We start from the raw sequence: 14,489 nt of genomic DNA, 5'->3' as shown, positions 1-14,489 counted from the left end.
CATCGGACGCGTGATGAAGAGCCTCGCATGTGCCGTGAAAATGCTGCGTGCATTTTGCGTGCAAAATCGAGATTTTTGGTCAATAACGGGCCGCGAGAGCGTGGCCCAAGCCATTGATTTAATGGTCGGAGTGGCAGGATTTGAACCTGCGACCCCTGCGTCCCGAACGCAGTGCTCTACCGGGCTGAGCCACACTCCGACTAAGAACGCGGCTTATAGCCGTGGGTGTCGGCGACCGCAAGCCGCCGAATTAAGGAAGTTAATCCCAGTGAATGTGGGCCTGAAAACGCTGATTTTGCCTGCCGGTGCGGCCGCGACCGCCGCCGCGACGCGCGCGCTTGCCGATGGCGCCCTGGTCGCGTTCCCGACCGAGACCGTCTACGGCCTCGGCGCCGACGCCACCAATGCGGCCGCAATCGCCCGTTTGTACCAGGCCAAGGGCCGGCCGGCCTTCAATCCCCTGATCGCCCATGTCGGCGACCTCGGCGCCGCGCGGCAAATCGGGCGTTTTGACGCCAAAGCGCTGGCGCTTGCGGAAGCGTTCTGGCCCGGCCCGTTGACGCTGGTTTTGCCCAAAACAGCCGATTGCGCGGTGGCCGATCTCGCCACCGCCGGCCTCGACACCGTCGCGATCCGGATACCGGCGCATCCGGTGGCCCGGGAAATCCTGCGGCTGTTCGGCCGCCCGGTGGTGGCGCCGTCCGCGAACCTGTCGGGCCACGTCTCGCCGACCACGGCCGCCCATGTGCAAAGCGACCTCGACGGCCGGATCGACCTGATCGTCGATGGCGGCGCGGTCGCGGTCGGCGTCGAATCAACCATTGTCGGATGTTTCGAGGCCCCGATGCTGCTGCGCCCCGGCGGCCTGCCGCGCGCAGAGATCGAACGCGTGCTCGGCCGCGCGCTGGTTCAACCGCCGGTGGATGCCGACAGCGACAGCGGGCAACCCTTGGCGCCAGGCATGCTGGCGTCGCATTACGCGCCGCGCACCAGGGTGCGGCTCGGCGCTGACCGAATCGAGCCCGGCGAGGCGCTGCTGGCGTTTGGCTCCCATCCGGTTTCGGGAATTGACGCCGCGTCCGCCGTGATGAATCTGTCCGCCCGCGGCGATCTTGCCGAGGCCGCGGCCAATCTGTTCGGCTATCTTCGCGCCCTCGACACCCGGGGCGCACGCACGATCGCGGTGATGCCCATTCCGGACGATGGATTGGGCGAGGCCATCAACGACCGGCTGCGCCGCGCAGCCGTGGGGCGGGAATGAAAGAGAAGCGAATGAATATCGTTCAAGCCGCCGTGCCGCCGCTTGCACCCGAACTGATCGCGAACTTCCGCGCCATCGTCGGCGACAAATATGCAGTCACGGATGCGGCCGACATCGCGCCTTACGTCACCGAGGAACGCGATCTGTTCCACGGCCGTTCGCCGCTGGTATTGCGGCCGGGCTCGACCGCGGAAGTCTCCGCGATCTGCAAGCTGGCGTCAGAACACCGGATCTCGCTGGTGCCGCAGGGCGGCAACACCGGGCTCGTCGGCGGACAGACCCCGCATAATGGCGAGGTCGTGATCTCGATGCGGCGGCTGGATAAAATCCGCGAGGTCGACGCCGCCTCCAACACCATGACCTGCGAGGCCGGGGTGGTGCTGCAGGTTGCCCAACAGCGCGCCAGTGCGGTCGACCGGCTGTTTCCGCTCTCGCTCGGCGCCGAGGGAAGCTGCACCATCGGCGGCAATCTCTCCACCAATGCCGGCGGCACGGCGGCACTGGCCTATGGCGTGGCGCGCGAGATGGCGCTCGGGCTCGAAGTGGTGCTGGCCGACGGGCGCATTCTCAATGGGCTGTCGAAGCTGAAAAAGGACAACACCGGCTACGATCTGCGCAATCTCTTCATCGGCGCCGAAGGCACGCTCGGCATCATCACCGCGGCAACGCTAAAACTGTTTCCAAAGCCGCGCGCGATCGAGACCGCCTATGTCGGCCTGAAATCGCCGGCGCAGGCGCTCAAGCTGCTGTCGATCGCGCAGAACGAGGCCGCCGGCAGCCTCACCAGTTTCGAATTGCTGGCCGACATCGCGGTGGATTTCTCGATCCGTCACGGCATCGACATCCGCGATCCGCTGACCGGCAAGCACCCCTGGTATGTGCTGATGGAATTGTCGTCCTCGCGCGACGATGCCCGCGATGCGCTGGAATCGATCCTGGCGAAAGGCATGGAAGACGGCATTGTCGACGATGCCGTGATCGCGGCGAATTTGACCCAGCGCGCGGCGTTCTGGAAACTGCGCGACGAGATGTCGGCCGCGCAGAAGCCGGAAGGCGGCTCGATCAAGCACGACATCTCCGTGCCGGTCGCAGCCGTGCCCGATTTCATCGAAGAGGCCAATGCGGCCGTGGTGAAGCTGATCCCGGGTTCGCGGCCGGTGCCGTTCGGCCATCTCGGCGACGGCAATATCCACTACAATGTCAGCCAGCCGGTCGGCGGCAACGCCGCCGACTTTCTGGCACGCTGGCACGAGGTCAACGAGGTCGTGTTCGCGATCGTGCTGCGGATGGGCGGGTCGATCTCCGCCGAGCACGGCATCGGCGTGCTCAAGCGCGACGAATTGCCCGAGGTCAAGGACAAGGTCGCGATCGAACTGATGCGCGGCATCAAGGCGATGCTCGATCCGCTCGGGATCATGAACCCCGGAAAAGTGCTGTGAATATTTCTGCGGCCGCTCAAGCCCTGAGCATCACGGCGATCGAAGATGCCGAAATCCCCGAGGTGATTGCGCTGTGGCAGCGTTGCGGTTCGACGCGGCCATGGAACGATCCGGCAAGCGACATCGCGCTGGCGCGCCAGGGAACCAACTCGACGGTACTGCTGGGCCGCCATGACGGCGCGCTGGTCGCCTCCGTGCTGGTCGGCCATGACGGCCATCGCGGCTGGGTCTATTACGTCACCGTCGATCCGGATTGTCGCTATGCAGGCTTCGGCCGTGCCATCATGAACGCCGCCGAAGAGTGGCTTCGTGCCCGCGGCATCGCCAAACTTCAACTGATGGTTCGCAAGGAAAATACCAAGGTCCACGCGTTCTACCAGTCGATCGGCTATTACAACCAGGAAACCGTGACCTTCGCCAAATGGCTCGATGGCCGCGAGCCAACGCCATAGTTGCAGCGATTGAGCAGGCAGGCATGACCATCTCCGACCGTGTCCGCGTCAAGAACGTGCAGATCCTCTCCGACGATTATTATGTGCTTAAGAAGACCACGTTCGAATACCACCGCGGCAATGGCGAGTGGCAGACGCAAGACCGCGAAACCTATGACCGCGGCAACTGCGCCACCGTACTGCCCTATAACCTCGCTCAGCGCACCGTGGTGCTGGTGCGCCAGTTCCGCTACCCGGCCTATGTCAACGGCTACGACGATCTGCTGATCGAGGCCGCCGCCGGCGTGCTGGACGGCGAAGCGCCCGAGGTGAGGATCCGCGCCGAGGCGGAGGAGGAAACCGGCTACCGGCTCGGCGATATCAAGAAGATCTTCGAGGCCTTCACCAGTCCGGGCTCGGTGACCGAGAAACTGCACTTCTTCGTCGCCGAGTATGATCCTTCGATGCGGGTCGGCAGCGGCGGCGGCCTCGCGGACGAAGGCGAGGACATCGAGGTGCTGGAATTGCCGATCGACCAGGCGCTCGCCATGATCGCCGACGGCCGCATCGTCGACGCCAAGACCATCATGCTGTTGCAACACGCGGCGCTGCATATTTTCAGGTGAGCATCGCAGGGTGGACTCAAAACAACGATCCCTGCCCGTCATCCTCGGACGCCGCCGGCGCAGCCTTGCGTGCCGCGGTCTTCTTCGCCGGCTTTGGTTCTTCCGCCACCCTCTCCTCGTCGCTGATCGGCAGGATCAATTGCGCGTCGTCATTGGCGACGCGATTGACCCGGGTCGAGACCTCATGCCTGCCGAATTCGCCTTCGGCCGGCCCGGTCAACAGCGCCATGACGGCTTCGGCGTCGTTGGCCCGGCCATCGAGCCAGCGCTCGAAATCACCGGGCGCAATGGTCACGGGCACGCGGTGATGCAGCACCGCCAGATCGCGGCTGGCCGGCGCGGTGACGATGGCGACGCTGTCGATCTCCTCGCCGTTCGGCCCCATCCAGGTTTCCGCCAGCGCCGCAAAGCCGACCGGCTGGCCGTCGCGGCGGTGGATGAAGAATGGCCGTTTGCGGCCGGCGCTATCCTGCCATTCGTAATAGCCGTCGGCCGGAACCAGGACCCGCCGGCGCTTGATGGCGTTCTTGAACGCCGGCTTGTCCTGCACCGTCTCCGAACGCGCGTTGATCAGCAGGCTGAATTTGCGGGGATCCTTGACCCAAGCCGGCACCAGGCCCCAGCGCATCAGCCGGAAATGCCGGCCGCCATTTTCGAGGATGACGACCGGGATCGGCTGGGTCGGCGCAATATTGTGCCGCGGCGGGAAATTGGGCTGCTCGGCATAGCCGAAAATCTGCCTAAGTGCCGCCGGCGGCGAGGTAATTACGAAACGTCCGCACATTATCTGACCAAAGATAGTAGCCGTTTAGTTGCTGTTAACGTCAGGTGTTAACACTGGAATCGATGAGTTCGACAGCCCCCACATCCGCGCGACCCGATCGCTCGACACCGCGACCGACCGGCCCCGACGCGGAGGCCTGGATCGCGAAGCTGCGCGCCGCCAACATCAACCCGCGCACCGGGCTTGCCACCGATTATCTGAATCATTTCAACGAAGCCATCATGCTGCTGGAGATGGTTCCGGACATTCCGGAGTGCTCGGAAGACTTCCTCGCCTGGTACCCGCTGTCCTATGCCGAGCATTTCACGCTATCCAATTTCAAGGCCCGCGACCTTGCGATCGAGGCCTACGAATTGGCCGACACCAGGATTCGCGCCGAGTTCGACAACATAACCTCGACCATGACCTCGATCCTGACCGCGGTGGGCCAGGCGATGCGCGAAGTCCGCCAGGACAAGACCCGCGCGACGCTGGCCGAGCAGGCCACGATCTGGGTCAAGCCGCTGGTGACGCTGGCCGGCGGCATCATCAATGGCGGCACCGATGCCGACGTCGAAACCATCATGGCGAATAACTGATCGCTGACGGCGATGGCGGCGAATTAGACCTGCGCGTGTCGATGAGGCATGATCGGGTCCGAAAAACCGGTTCCACCTTTTCCGGATCGTACCTTGGTCGCCCCCCTGCAACCGTCCCGTCCCCAGCTCGCCGTCAGCGGCGCGATCTTTCGCGATGGCAAGGTGCTGCTGGTGCGCCGCGCCCGTTCGCCGGGCAAAGGCTTCTATTCGTTCCCCGGCGGACGGGTCGAATTCGGCGAATCGCTGCATACCGCCCTGCACCGCGAGGTCGATGAGGAAACCGGGCTGAAAATCGAGATTGTCGACCTTGCCGGCTGGCGCGAAGTACTGCCGGGAACCGGCGGCGGCGGGCACTATCTGATCATGTCGTTCGCGGCCCGCTGGAGGGCCAAGGAGCCGGTCCTGAACGACGAACATGACGACTTCAAATGGGTCGAGCCCGATGCAATCGGCGATCTCCAGGTCACCGGCGGCCTCCAGGAGGTCATTGCCGCCGCCCGGCGGCTGATTTAGGGCCCGATTGCCCCGTCTCGCGCGCCTTGCTTCCAGCCCATTGAGGAGGCATACCACGCGGGTTCGGAACCCCTCATGTCCAAGAAATTTTCGGCCTATTTACTGGCCATTCTCATCATCGTCTCGGCATGCCATCTCGGCCCCGCGCGGGCCCAGGATGCGGCAGCGCCGTTCGACGGCGACCTGCAGCGGCTGGCCGAGATCCTCGGCACGCTGCATTATCTGCGGGGCATCTGCGGCACCAATGAAGGCCCGAAATGGCGCAACGAAATGCAGGCGCTGATCGATGCCGAAACCCCCTCCGGCGACCGCCGCGCACGCATGATCGCGGGCTTCAACCGCGGCTATAACGGGTTTCAGCAGACTTACCGCACCTGCACCCCGGCGGCCACGGTGGCGATCCGCCGCTATATCGAAGAAGGCTCCAAGATCTCGCGCGACCTGACCGCGCGTTACGCGAATTAGGATTGACGATGAGTGGTCGCCTGTTGCCCATGCTTCGAGACGCTCGCTTCGCTCGCTCCTCTGCATGAGGGCGGTTATATTGCGGCAAATTCAACCTCATCCTGAGGAGGCCACGAAGTGGCCGTCTCGAAGGATGGGCCGTAACACCGGTATTTGATCCACCATGGACGCGATCTTCTTCGATCTCGACGGCACGCTGACGGATCCGAAACCCGGCATCACCAGGTCGATCCAGTATGCGCTGCAAAAACTCGATCTGCCGGTGCCGTCGCAGGACGAACTGACCTGGTGCATCGGCCCGCCGCTGCGCGATAGCTTCGTCACGTTACTGGGCGGCGACAGCCGGGCCGATCTGGCCGTGTCGCTCTATCGCGAACGCTTCGGCGATGTCGGCCTGTACGAGAACGCCGTCTATCCCGATATCGAACACATCCTCGGCGCGCTGAAGCAGTCGCATGGCCGGTGCCGGCTGTTCGTCGCCACCAGCAAGGCCAGGGTCTTTGCCGAGCGCATCATCGAGCATTTCGGCCTCGGCAGCTATTTCGAGCAGGTGTTTGGCGCCGAACTGGACGGCACGCGAGTCCACAAGAGCGATCTCCTGGCCTACGCCCTCGACAAGGCAGCCGTGGAGGCGTCGCGGGCGCTGATGATCGGCGACCGCAGCCACGACATCATCGGCGCGAAAAACAACGGCATGGACGCACTCGGCGTGCTCTACGGCTACGGTAGCCGCGAAGAGCTGATCGAGGCCGGCGCCCGCCATGTCTGCGCCAGCCCACGCGCCGTGCTCGACCATATTACGGGGCGCTCCGGCTGACCGGCGGCACCCTGTTTCAAATACGGACAGCCGCGTTAACCTTTCCTAAAGATGTAGTCTAGGCGGCCCTGCGGCGCATGCTACACCTCGGCCATCAGATGCGCTCCGCCCTGGATCGCGTGCAAATTTCGTTGAGTTTCATGAGCCATCCAGCGTCCTTTTCGATTCACCGCGACCCGCTGCCGGATCACGAACAGAAGCAGGCTGCGCTCGGCTATCTCAACGAGGCCTGGGCGGAAGCGCGGCACGATGGCGTCGACGGCGATTGCCTGGCGCAGGCCAGCCTGTTCACGGCCCTGGCCGAGCTGGTCTCCACCTACGGCGAAGACGCGGTCGCGAAATTCGTCGAGGGCCTTCCGGCGCGCGTGCGCAACGGCGAGTTTTCGCTGGCGCTGGCGAAGCAGTAGGACTTGCTCCGCCTCTGGTCGTCATTGCCCGCGAATGCGGGCAATCCAGTACGCCGCGGCCTCTGAATTACTCGCTGACGTCGCTGGAATACTGGATCGCCCGCTTTCGCGGGCAATGACAGTTGTGAATTACGCCTTCAGCGTCTCCAGAAACCGCACCGGCTCGCCCGTCGACGGCGTCGCCACCTCGCCCTGCCACATCACCCGTCTGCCGCGCACGAACGTGCCGACCGGCCAACCGGTCACGCGCACGCCGTCATAGGGCGTCCAGCCGGCGCGCGAGGCCACCCATTTGTTGGTGATGGTCTCGCTGCGCTTGAGATCGACGACCGTGAAGTCGGCGTCATAGCCCGCCGCGATCCGGCCTTTGCGGGCGATGTCATACAGCCGCGCCGGACCTGCGCTGGTGAGATCGACGAAGCGTGCCAGCGACAACCGCCCGGCATTGACGTGATCGAGCATCAGCGGCACCAGCGTCTGCACGCCGGTCATGCCCGACGGCGAGGCCGGATAGGTCTTCGCCTTTTCCTCCAGCGTATGCGGGGCGTGGTCGGAGCCGAGCACGTCGATGATGCCCTGCTCGATGCCGTACCAGATGCCGTCGCGATGATCGGCCGAGCGCACCGGCGGATTCATCTGCGCGCGGGTGCCCAGCCGCTCGTAGCATTCGGGCGCAACCAGCGTCAGGTGATGCGGCGTCGCCTCGCAGGACGCGACGTCCTTGTGATCGCGCAAGAACTCGATCTCCTGCTTGGTCGAGATGTGCAGCACGTGAATGCGCCTTCCGGTTTCATGCGCAAGTTTCACCAGCCGCTGGGTCGCCATCAGCGCCGCGGTTTCGTCGCGCCAGACCGGATGCGAGCGCGGATCGCCCTCGACGCGGAGCGGCTTCCGGTCATTGAGCCGGTATTCGTCCTCGGCGTGGAACGCGGCGCGGCGCCGGATCACCTGAAAGATCCGCCGCAGGCTTTCGTCGTCCTCGACCAACAGTGCGCCGGTGGAGGAGCCGATGAACACTTTTACGCCGGCGCAGCCCGGCGCGCGCTCCAGTTCCGGCAAATCCTGCACGTTCTCGCGGGTGCCTCCGATGAAGAACGCAAAATCGCAATGCATGCGGTGACGGCCGCGCTTCACCTTGTCGGTGAATGTCGCTTCCGTGATGGTGAGCGGATCGGTGTTCGGCATTTCGAACACCGCGGTAACCCCACCCATGACAGCGCTAAGCGACCCCGTTTCGAGGTCTTCCTTGTGGGTCTGGCCCGGCTCGCGGAAATGCACCTGCGTGTCCATCACGCCGGGCAGGATATGCAGCCCCTTGCAGTCGATCACCTCGCCCGCCGAGGCCTGCCCCAAACCGCCGATCGCGGCAATCCGGCCATTGGTGACGCCAATGTCGCGGATGCCCTCACCGTCCTGATTGACCACGGTGCCGGATTTTAGAATGGTATCAAATCGCTGATTCATCGGTCCTCGACGCCCGCTTTTGAGTGGTCGCGCGGGCCTTGTTGACGGCACCTTAGCGCCTTACGTTCCCGTGTGATATCTGCGACCGGTGTTTCCCCAGGAACTTCAAAAAAGAACGTCGAAAAAGGGCCATTTCAGCGAATGAAAGCAGCGTTTCTTCCGGACCGAGGAGTGGTCAAGGTCAGCGGCGAGGATGCCCGCAACTTCCTCAACGGCCTCGTTACGACCGACGTGACGCTGCTTCGCCCCGGCCTTGGCCGGTTCGGCGCATTGCTGACGCCGCAGGGCAAGATCATCACCGATTTCCTGATCACGGAGGCGCCGGCCGGCCATGGCGGCGGCTTTCTGATCGATGCCCCGCGCGCGCTGGCGCCGGGACTTGCAGCCAAGCTCGGCTTCTACAAGCTGCGCGCCAAGGTCGCGGTCGAGAATCTCACCGACAGCCTCGGCGTGCTGGCGGTCTGGCGCGGCGAACCCGCGATGAAGCCCGATCTTGCATTTGCAGATCCGCGCAACGACGCGCTCGGCTGGCGCATCCTCGTGCCCGAAGAACTCAAGCAGAAGGCTGCCGATTTGATCGGCGCCGAACTCGTCGACAGCGCCGACTATGAGGCCCATCGCATCGGTTCGGGTGCCCCGCGCGGCGGCCTCGATTTCATGTATGGCGACGCGTTTCCGCACGAGACCAATATGGATCGCCTGCACGGCGTCGATTTCGACAAGGGATGCTATGTCGGACAGGAAGTGGTGTCGCGGATGCAGCATCGCGGCACCGCACGCACGCGAACCGTGCGGGTGGTGCTGGAAGACCTGTCGCCGGAACCGGGCGCGACCATTCTCGCCGGCGACAAGGCGGTCGGCACCATGGGTTCGACCGCCGGCGGCAACGGCCTCGCGCTGATCCGGACCGATCGTGTCGCGGATGCGCTGGAGGCCGGCCTGGCGCTGACCGCGGGCGGCCTCGGCATCCGCCTGGCCGATCCGGACGACGTTCGCACCCCACCAAAGCAGACCGTCGCATGACCAGGTCCGCGCGCCTGCATGCCGATGGCAAGATACGATGCCCGTGGCCGGGCGAAGATCCGTTTTACATGGCCTATCACGACACCGAATGGGGCGTGCCGGAATATGACGACCGCGCGCTGTATGAAAAACTGATTCTGGACGGTTTCCAGGCCGGGCTGTCGTGGATCACGATCCTGCGCAAGCGCGAGAACTTTCGCAAAGCGTTTGACGATTTTCAGCCGGAGAAGATCGCGCGCTACAATGCGAAGAAGGTTCATGCGCTGATGAACGACGCCGGCATCGTCCGCAACCGCGCCAAGATCGAGGGTACGGTCGCAAGCGCCAAATCCTATCTGAAGATCATGGAAGAGGACGCCGGCTTCTCGAAATTCCTCTGGGACTTCGTCGACGGCAAGCCGAAGGTCAACGCGTTCAAGACCACCGCCAGCGTGCCGGCATCGACGCCTGTTTCGATCAAGCTATCCAAAGAACTCAGCGCGCGCGGCTTCAAGTTCGTCGGCCCGACCATCGTCTACGCCTTCATGCAGGCCACCGGCATGGTCAACGACCATCTGGTCACCTGCTTCTGCCACGAGACCTGCAGCGGCACGCATCGCAGCCCCCGTCTCAAGATCAAATGACGGCCAGAAAATCGTCCGCCTCCGATGTCTCCACCCGCGTCTGGCAGCGGATGCTGTCGGGACGCCGACTCGATCTGCTCGACCCCTCGCCGCTCGATATCGAAATCGCCGATATCGCCCATGGCCTCGCGCGCGTCGCACGCTGGAACGGGCAGACCAGCGGCGCGCATATCTTCTCGGTGGCGCAGCATACGCTGTTGGTCGAGGCCGTGATGCGCGAGCAAATGCCGCGCGTCGATATCAAGTTCCGGATAGCGGCGCTGCTGCACGATGCGCCGGAATATGTCATCGGCGACATGATCTCGCCGTTCAAGGCGGTGCTTGGCGGCGACTACAAGGTGGTGGAAAAGCGGCTGCTTTCGGCGATCCACATCCGGTTCGGACTGCCGCCGGTTCTGGCCGACGAAATCACCCAGAACATCAAGACCGCCGACCGAGGTGCTGCCTATCTCGAAGCGACGCATCTGGCGGGCTTTGCGGAAGCCGAAGCCAAACGCCTGTTCGGCCGGGATCCCGGCCTGCCCGCGGCGACCGAGCGGGATTACATGACGCCGTGGACGGCGGCAAAGGCCGAGAAGCGGTTTTTGGCGCGATTCAAGCTATTGCACGGTTGAACAGCGCGCCTGAACCTGCTTTCACCACCCTGCGCGCGGTCCTATAATCGCGATATCCAGAGGACGCCCAGGGATCACCATGCTTCACGTCTGTTCGCTCGCAGCACTTCCCGACACCGTCAAGGCCACCGGCGCCAGTCATGTTCTCACCGTGATGGCCAATGTCGATCAGGTGCAGCGGCCGGCCTCGATACTCCCGGCCAATCATCTGAAGGTGCAGGTCGACGACATCACCGAACACATGGACGGGTTTCTCGCGCCGTCGGAAGCGCACATCGAAAAAGTGCTGAACTTCGTCCGCAGTTGGGACCGCAGCGCGCCGATGGTGGTGCACTGCTATGCCGGCATCAGCCGCTCGACCGCCAGCGCCTTCGCCGCCGCCTGCATGCTCAATCCGCATCGCGACGAGATTGCGATTGCGCGCCAGATTCGCGCGGCCTCCCCGATCGCTTCGCCAAACCGGCTGATCGTCAGCCTCGCCGACAAGGCACTGGGGCGCGAGGGGCGGATGCTGCGCGCGCTCGACGAGATGGGGCCGAGCAGCATGATCGTCGAAGGCCGGCCCTTCCAGGTCGATCTCGAGTAACGCGCGCAAATACCGCACGGCCGCATTGAACTTTTAGCGGCTAAAGCTGCACTCACTGGATTGCGACGGGCCGTGAAACGGATCGGTTAACGATCTGACGCGCCCGCCTGGAGGCACGATGTTCGATTCGCTCGACTTCTTCTCGCTCGTGATCGCGCTGGTCGCGTTTATCTTCGCCCGCAAGGCGATCAACCAGGTAGCGTCCCTGCGCACGCGGCTGGAGGCGATCGAGGCGACGCCGGCAGCTGCGGCAAGGCCCGTTCCGCCGCCGCTGCCGTCCGGGCAGGAGTTTGGGCAGACCCCGGCGCCCGCCGCGCCCAGCGCTCCGACAGAACCGCCGCCGCTGGCTCCGGAGGTGGAATCCATCGCAGCCGCCGCGGCTGCATCGGCTGAGGCGAACGACACCGCCGGCAGCGCGGCGGCAACGCCACCGCCGCCACCCGATCGTGGTTTCGAGGAAACCCTCGGCACCCGCTGGGTGGTATGGATCGGCGGGTTGACGCTGGCGCTCGGCGGATTCTTCATGGTCCGCTATTCGATCGAAGCCGGGCTGATTGGCCCCGGCGTGCGCACGCTGCTGGGTGGCCTGTTTGCGCTGGCGCTGCTCGCCGCCGGCGAATGGACGCGCCGCAAGGAAAGCATCTCCGCGATCGAAGCGCTGCCGATCGCCAATATCCCCGCCATTCTCACCGCTGCCGGAACGGCGGTGGCCTTTGCGACGGTCTACGCGGCCTATGCGCTGTATGATTTCCTGGCGCCCGCAACCGCATTCATCCTGCTCGGACTGGTGGCGCTGGGCACGCTGGCCGCGGCACTGCTGCACGGGCCGGCGCTCGCCGGGCTCGGCATCGCCGGCGCCTTCGTGACCCCCATTCTGGTCTCGTCAAACAAGCCGGACTTCTGGGCGCTCTACATCTATCTCGCCATCGTCACCGCGGCAGCCTTCGGCCTGGCGCGGATCCGGCTGTGGCGCTGGCTGGCGGTCACCACCATCGCGTTCGCGCTGCTGTGGACGTTGCCCTGCCTGCAATGCGGACCAACGATGGTCGCGCCGCACGCCTTCCATGTCATGGCAGGCTTTGTCCTTGCCGCACTGCTTGTCGTCTGCGGGTTCATGTTCGGACCGCCGGCCGACGAAGGCCAGATCGAGCCGATCTCGTCGGGCTCGCTCGCAGCCTATCTGTTCGGCGCGATGCTGATCGTGCTGAACAGTTTTCATGCCGATACTGCCATGATCGTGTTCGGACTGCTGACGGCGGGTTCCTTGCTGGTCGCGTGGCGTAGCGATGCCGCTACCGGCGCGGTCGGCGCCGCAGCCGCCTTCGTCTTCATCGTCTTTGCCGAGTGGGCGATCCGCGGCAATCCCGACATGCTGGTGCTGCCCGGCGGACCGCTGCCGGGGATCGGGCCGAACGCCACGGACGGGTCGGTGTCGCTGCACCTGGTATCGGCCGCAATCTTCGCTGCCGGGTTTGGCGTCGCGGGATTTCTGGCACAGGGCCGTTCAACGAGCCCGGTCATCCCCGTGATCTGGTCCGCGGCATCGGTATTTACGTCGCTGGCGCTGCTGGTCGCGCTTTACGCGCGGATCGCGCATCTCGACCGCTCGATCCCGTTTGCGATCCTGGCGGTGGGGCTGGCCGGAGCCTACGGCTTCGCGACCGAGATTTTGACCAAGCGCGACGACAGCCCGGGAATGCCGGCCTCGATCGCGCTGTTCGCCACCGGCGCGCTCGCAGCGCTCGCGCTAGCGCTGACCTTCGCCCTGGAAAAGGGCTGGCTCACGATTGCGCTGGCGCTGATGTCGATGGGCACCGCGTGGATCTCGTTGCAGCGCCCGATTCCGTTCCTGCGGTCGCTGGCCGCCATCCTGGCCGGAATCGTGGTGCTGCGGATCGGCTATGAGCCGCGCATCGTCGGCAATGACGTCGGGACCACCCCGATCTTCAACTGGCTGTTGTGGGGTTACGGGATCCCGGCACTGTCGTTCTGGACCGCAAGCATCTTCCTGCGCCGCGGCGGCGACGACGCGCCGCTGCGTACGGTGGAATCGGCCGCGATCCTGTTCACGGTGCTGCTGGCGTTCACCGAGATCCGCCACGCGGTCAACGGCGGCGACATGTACCGGGTCAGCACTTCGCTCACCGAATTCGCGCTGCAGGTCTGCGTCGCGCTCGCGATGGCGATCGGCCTGGAGCGGTTGCGAATCCGCACCCGGAGCATCGTCCACAATGTCGGCGCGGTGCTGCTCACGGTCTATGCCGGGCTTGCCACCGTGTTCGGGCTGATGCTGCTGGAGACGCCGATCTTCTGGCCGACCGATGTCGGCGGCGCCTTCATCAACCTGCTGCTGCTCGCCTATGCCCTGCCCGCGGTGCTGGCGCTGCTGTTGTCCTATGCGGTGGCCGGCCGGCGCCCGGTCGGCTACGCCAACACGATTGCCGCAGGCTCCCTGGTTCTGGCACTGACTTATGTCACGTTCGAAATCCGCAGGCTGTATCACGGTCCGGTATTGACCAGCGGCCCGACCACGGGCGCCGAGCAGTACACCTATTCGATTGCCTGGCTGGCGTTCGGCGTGACGTTGCTCGGCATCGGGATCCTGTTCAACTCGCAACGCGCGCGGCTGGCTTCTGCCGCCGTGATCGCGCTGACGATCCTGAAAGCGTTCCTGATCGACATGTCGACGCTGACGGGCGTCTACCGCGCGCTCTCGTTCATGTGCTTGGGGCTGGTGCTGGTGGCGATCGGCTGGCTCTATCAGCGGATCCTGTTCCGCAGGCAGGCCACACCGCCGGTCGCGGCACCTGAACCAGGCTAAGCCGGCGCGGTTTGCGATTTCTCTGGCGTCGCGTACA

16 protein-coding genes and 1 tRNA gene are annotated in these 14,489 nt (G+C 64.6%); 14 read left to right on the top strand and 3 right to left on the bottom strand.

Translation table 11 applies throughout. The features are described 5' to 3' along the window. Nucleotides 1–122 precede the first annotated feature (122 nt). A tRNA-Pro gene (locus tag V1289_RS34720) sits at nt 123–199 on the bottom strand. 69 nt (nt 200–268) lie between these two features. Between V1289_RS34720 and V1289_RS34715 the strand changes: the two genes are divergently transcribed. Genes V1289_RS34715 through V1289_RS34700 form a run of 4 tightly spaced genes read left to right on the top strand, consistent with a single transcriptional unit; the run spans nt 269 to nt 3,757 of the window. Next, the gene (locus tag V1289_RS34715) at nt 269–1,261 is read left to right on the top strand and encodes an L-threonylcarbamoyladenylate synthase (protein ID WP_334402870.1); all 993 of its coding nucleotides are present in this window, start codon (nt 269–271) and stop codon (nt 1,259–1,261) included. A gap of 11 nt (nt 1,262–1,272) precedes the next feature. Further along, nucleotides 1,273–2,700, top strand: a complete 1,428-nt coding sequence (locus V1289_RS34710; RefSeq protein ID WP_334402868.1) for an FAD-binding oxidoreductase — start codon at nt 1,273–1,275, stop codon at nt 2,698–2,700. Beyond that, nucleotides 2,697–3,152, top strand: coding sequence for a GNAT family acetyltransferase (locus tag V1289_RS34705; protein ID WP_334402866.1), 456 nt, complete (start codon nt 2,697–2,699; stop codon nt 3,150–3,152). Before V1289_RS34710 ends, V1289_RS34705 begins: the two co-directional genes overlap by 4 nt. A 23-nt stretch (nt 3,153–3,175) precedes the next feature. Then, nucleotides 3,176–3,757: an NUDIX domain-containing protein gene (locus V1289_RS34700; RefSeq protein ID WP_334402863.1), complete on the top strand. Its 582-nt coding sequence runs from the start codon at nt 3,176–3,178 to the stop codon at nt 3,755–3,757. Between the two features lie 16 nt (nt 3,758–3,773). Here V1289_RS34700 and V1289_RS34695 read toward each other — a convergent pair whose 3' ends face one another. Then, nucleotides 3,774–4,541, bottom strand: coding sequence for an SOS response-associated peptidase (locus V1289_RS34695; protein ID WP_334402860.1), 768 nt, complete (start codon nt 4,539–4,541; stop codon nt 3,774–3,776). 62 nt (nt 4,542–4,603) lie between these two features. Here V1289_RS34695 and V1289_RS34690 point away from each other — a divergent pair, with 62 nt between their 5' ends. The 5 genes from V1289_RS34690 to V1289_RS34670 all read left to right on the top strand — a co-directional run bounded on the left by V1289_RS34690 (nt 4,604) and on the right by V1289_RS34670 (nt 7,321). Further along, nucleotides 4,604–5,119: a hypothetical protein gene (locus V1289_RS34690; protein WP_334402858.1), complete on the top strand. Its 516-nt coding sequence runs from the start codon at nt 4,604–4,606 to the stop codon at nt 5,117–5,119. Between the two features lie 93 nt (nt 5,120–5,212). After that, nucleotides 5,213–5,632, top strand: a complete 420-nt coding sequence (locus V1289_RS34685) for an NUDIX hydrolase (RefSeq protein WP_334402856.1) — start codon at nt 5,213–5,215, stop codon at nt 5,630–5,632. 75 nt (nt 5,633–5,707) lie between these two features. Next, on the top strand, nt 5,708–6,097 hold the full coding sequence (locus V1289_RS34680; RefSeq protein ID WP_334402854.1) for a TIGR02301 family protein: 390 nt from the start codon (nt 5,708–5,710) through the stop codon (nt 6,095–6,097). Between the two features lie 163 nt (nt 6,098–6,260). After that, nucleotides 6,261–6,914, top strand: a complete 654-nt coding sequence (locus V1289_RS34675; RefSeq protein WP_334402853.1) for an HAD family hydrolase — start codon at nt 6,261–6,263, stop codon at nt 6,912–6,914. A gap of 140 nt (nt 6,915–7,054) precedes the next feature. Further along, nucleotides 7,055–7,321: a hypothetical protein gene (locus V1289_RS34670; protein ID WP_309183109.1), complete on the top strand. Its 267-nt coding sequence runs from the start codon at nt 7,055–7,057 to the stop codon at nt 7,319–7,321. Between the two features lie 129 nt (nt 7,322–7,450). Here V1289_RS34670 and V1289_RS34665 read toward each other — a convergent pair whose 3' ends face one another. Further along, nucleotides 7,451–8,785, bottom strand: coding sequence for a dihydroorotase (locus tag V1289_RS34665; RefSeq protein WP_334402849.1), 1,335 nt, complete (start codon nt 8,783–8,785; stop codon nt 7,451–7,453). A gap of 141 nt (nt 8,786–8,926) precedes the next feature. On the opposite strand from V1289_RS34665, the gene ygfZ reads away from it, so the two are divergent. The 5 genes from ygfZ (at nt 8,927) to V1289_RS34640 (ending at nt 14,452) form a co-directional block, all read left to right on the top strand. After that, on the top strand, nt 8,927–9,808 hold the full coding sequence (gene ygfZ, locus V1289_RS34660; RefSeq protein WP_334402846.1) for a CAF17-like 4Fe-4S cluster assembly/insertion protein YgfZ: 882 nt from the start codon (nt 8,927–8,929) through the stop codon (nt 9,806–9,808). Continuing rightward, the gene (locus V1289_RS34655; protein ID WP_334402844.1) at nt 9,805–10,431 is read left to right on the top strand and encodes a DNA-3-methyladenine glycosylase I; all 627 of its coding nucleotides are present in this window, start codon (nt 9,805–9,807) and stop codon (nt 10,429–10,431) included. Before ygfZ ends, V1289_RS34655 begins: the two co-directional genes overlap by 4 nt. Beyond that, nucleotides 10,428–11,045, top strand: a complete 618-nt coding sequence (locus tag V1289_RS34650) for an HD family hydrolase (RefSeq protein WP_334402841.1) — start codon at nt 10,428–10,430, stop codon at nt 11,043–11,045. Before V1289_RS34655 ends, V1289_RS34650 begins: the two co-directional genes overlap by 4 nt. Nucleotides 11,046–11,124: 79 nt before the next feature. Beyond that, complete coding sequence (locus V1289_RS34645; RefSeq protein ID WP_334402839.1) at nt 11,125–11,631, top strand: tyrosine phosphatase family protein; 507 nt, start codon at nt 11,125–11,127, stop codon at nt 11,629–11,631. A gap of 118 nt (nt 11,632–11,749) precedes the next feature. Further along, nucleotides 11,750–14,452 carry a DUF2339 domain-containing protein gene (locus tag V1289_RS34640; protein WP_334402837.1) on the top strand — a complete coding sequence of 901 codons (2,703 nt, stop codon included), beginning with the start codon at nt 11,750–11,752 and terminating at the stop codon, nt 14,450–14,452. Nucleotides 14,453–14,489 lie beyond the last annotated feature (37 nt).

Origin of the sequence: Bradyrhizobium sp. AZCC 2289 (genome assembly GCF_036924615.1) — a bacterium.
In the GTDB taxonomy this organism is placed as follows: Bacteria; Pseudomonadota; Alphaproteobacteria; order Rhizobiales; family Xanthobacteraceae; genus Bradyrhizobium.
This window is presented reverse-complemented; position numbering and strand designations above follow the sequence as displayed.

Bases quoted from the DNA above. Each gene is read 5' to 3' on its own strand.
- V1289_RS34710 (WP_334402868.1), top strand. From the start codon at position 1,273: ATGAATATCGTTCAAGCCGCCGTGCCGCCGCTTGCACCCGAACTGATC.
- V1289_RS34700 (WP_334402863.1), top strand. From the start codon at position 3,176: ATGACCATCTCCGACCGTGTCCGCGTCAAGAACGTGCAGATCCTCTCC.
- V1289_RS34695 (WP_334402860.1), bottom strand. From the start codon at position 4,541: ATGTGCGGACGTTTCGTAATTACCTCGCCGCCGGCGGCACTTAGGCAG.
- V1289_RS34690 (WP_334402858.1), top strand. From the start codon at position 4,604: ATGAGTTCGACAGCCCCCACATCCGCGCGACCCGATCGCTCGACACCG.
- V1289_RS34680 (WP_334402854.1), top strand. From the start codon at position 5,708: ATGTCCAAGAAATTTTCGGCCTATTTACTGGCCATTCTCATCATCGTC.
- V1289_RS34675 (WP_334402853.1), top strand. From the start codon at position 6,261: ATGGACGCGATCTTCTTCGATCTCGACGGCACGCTGACGGATCCGAAA.
- V1289_RS34670 (WP_309183109.1), top strand. From the start codon at position 7,055: ATGAGCCATCCAGCGTCCTTTTCGATTCACCGCGACCCGCTGCCGGAT.
- V1289_RS34665 (WP_334402849.1), bottom strand. From the start codon at position 8,785: ATGAATCAGCGATTTGATACCATTCTAAAATCCGGCACCGTGGTCAAT.
- ygfZ (WP_334402846.1), top strand. From the start codon at position 8,927: ATGAAAGCAGCGTTTCTTCCGGACCGAGGAGTGGTCAAGGTCAGCGGC.
- V1289_RS34655 (WP_334402844.1), top strand. From the start codon at position 9,805: ATGACCAGGTCCGCGCGCCTGCATGCCGATGGCAAGATACGATGCCCG.
- V1289_RS34650 (WP_334402841.1), top strand. From the start codon at position 10,428: ATGACGGCCAGAAAATCGTCCGCCTCCGATGTCTCCACCCGCGTCTGG.
- V1289_RS34645 (WP_334402839.1), top strand. From the start codon at position 11,125: ATGCTTCACGTCTGTTCGCTCGCAGCACTTCCCGACACCGTCAAGGCC.
- V1289_RS34640 (WP_334402837.1), top strand. From the start codon at position 11,750: ATGTTCGATTCGCTCGACTTCTTCTCGCTCGTGATCGCGCTGGTCGCG.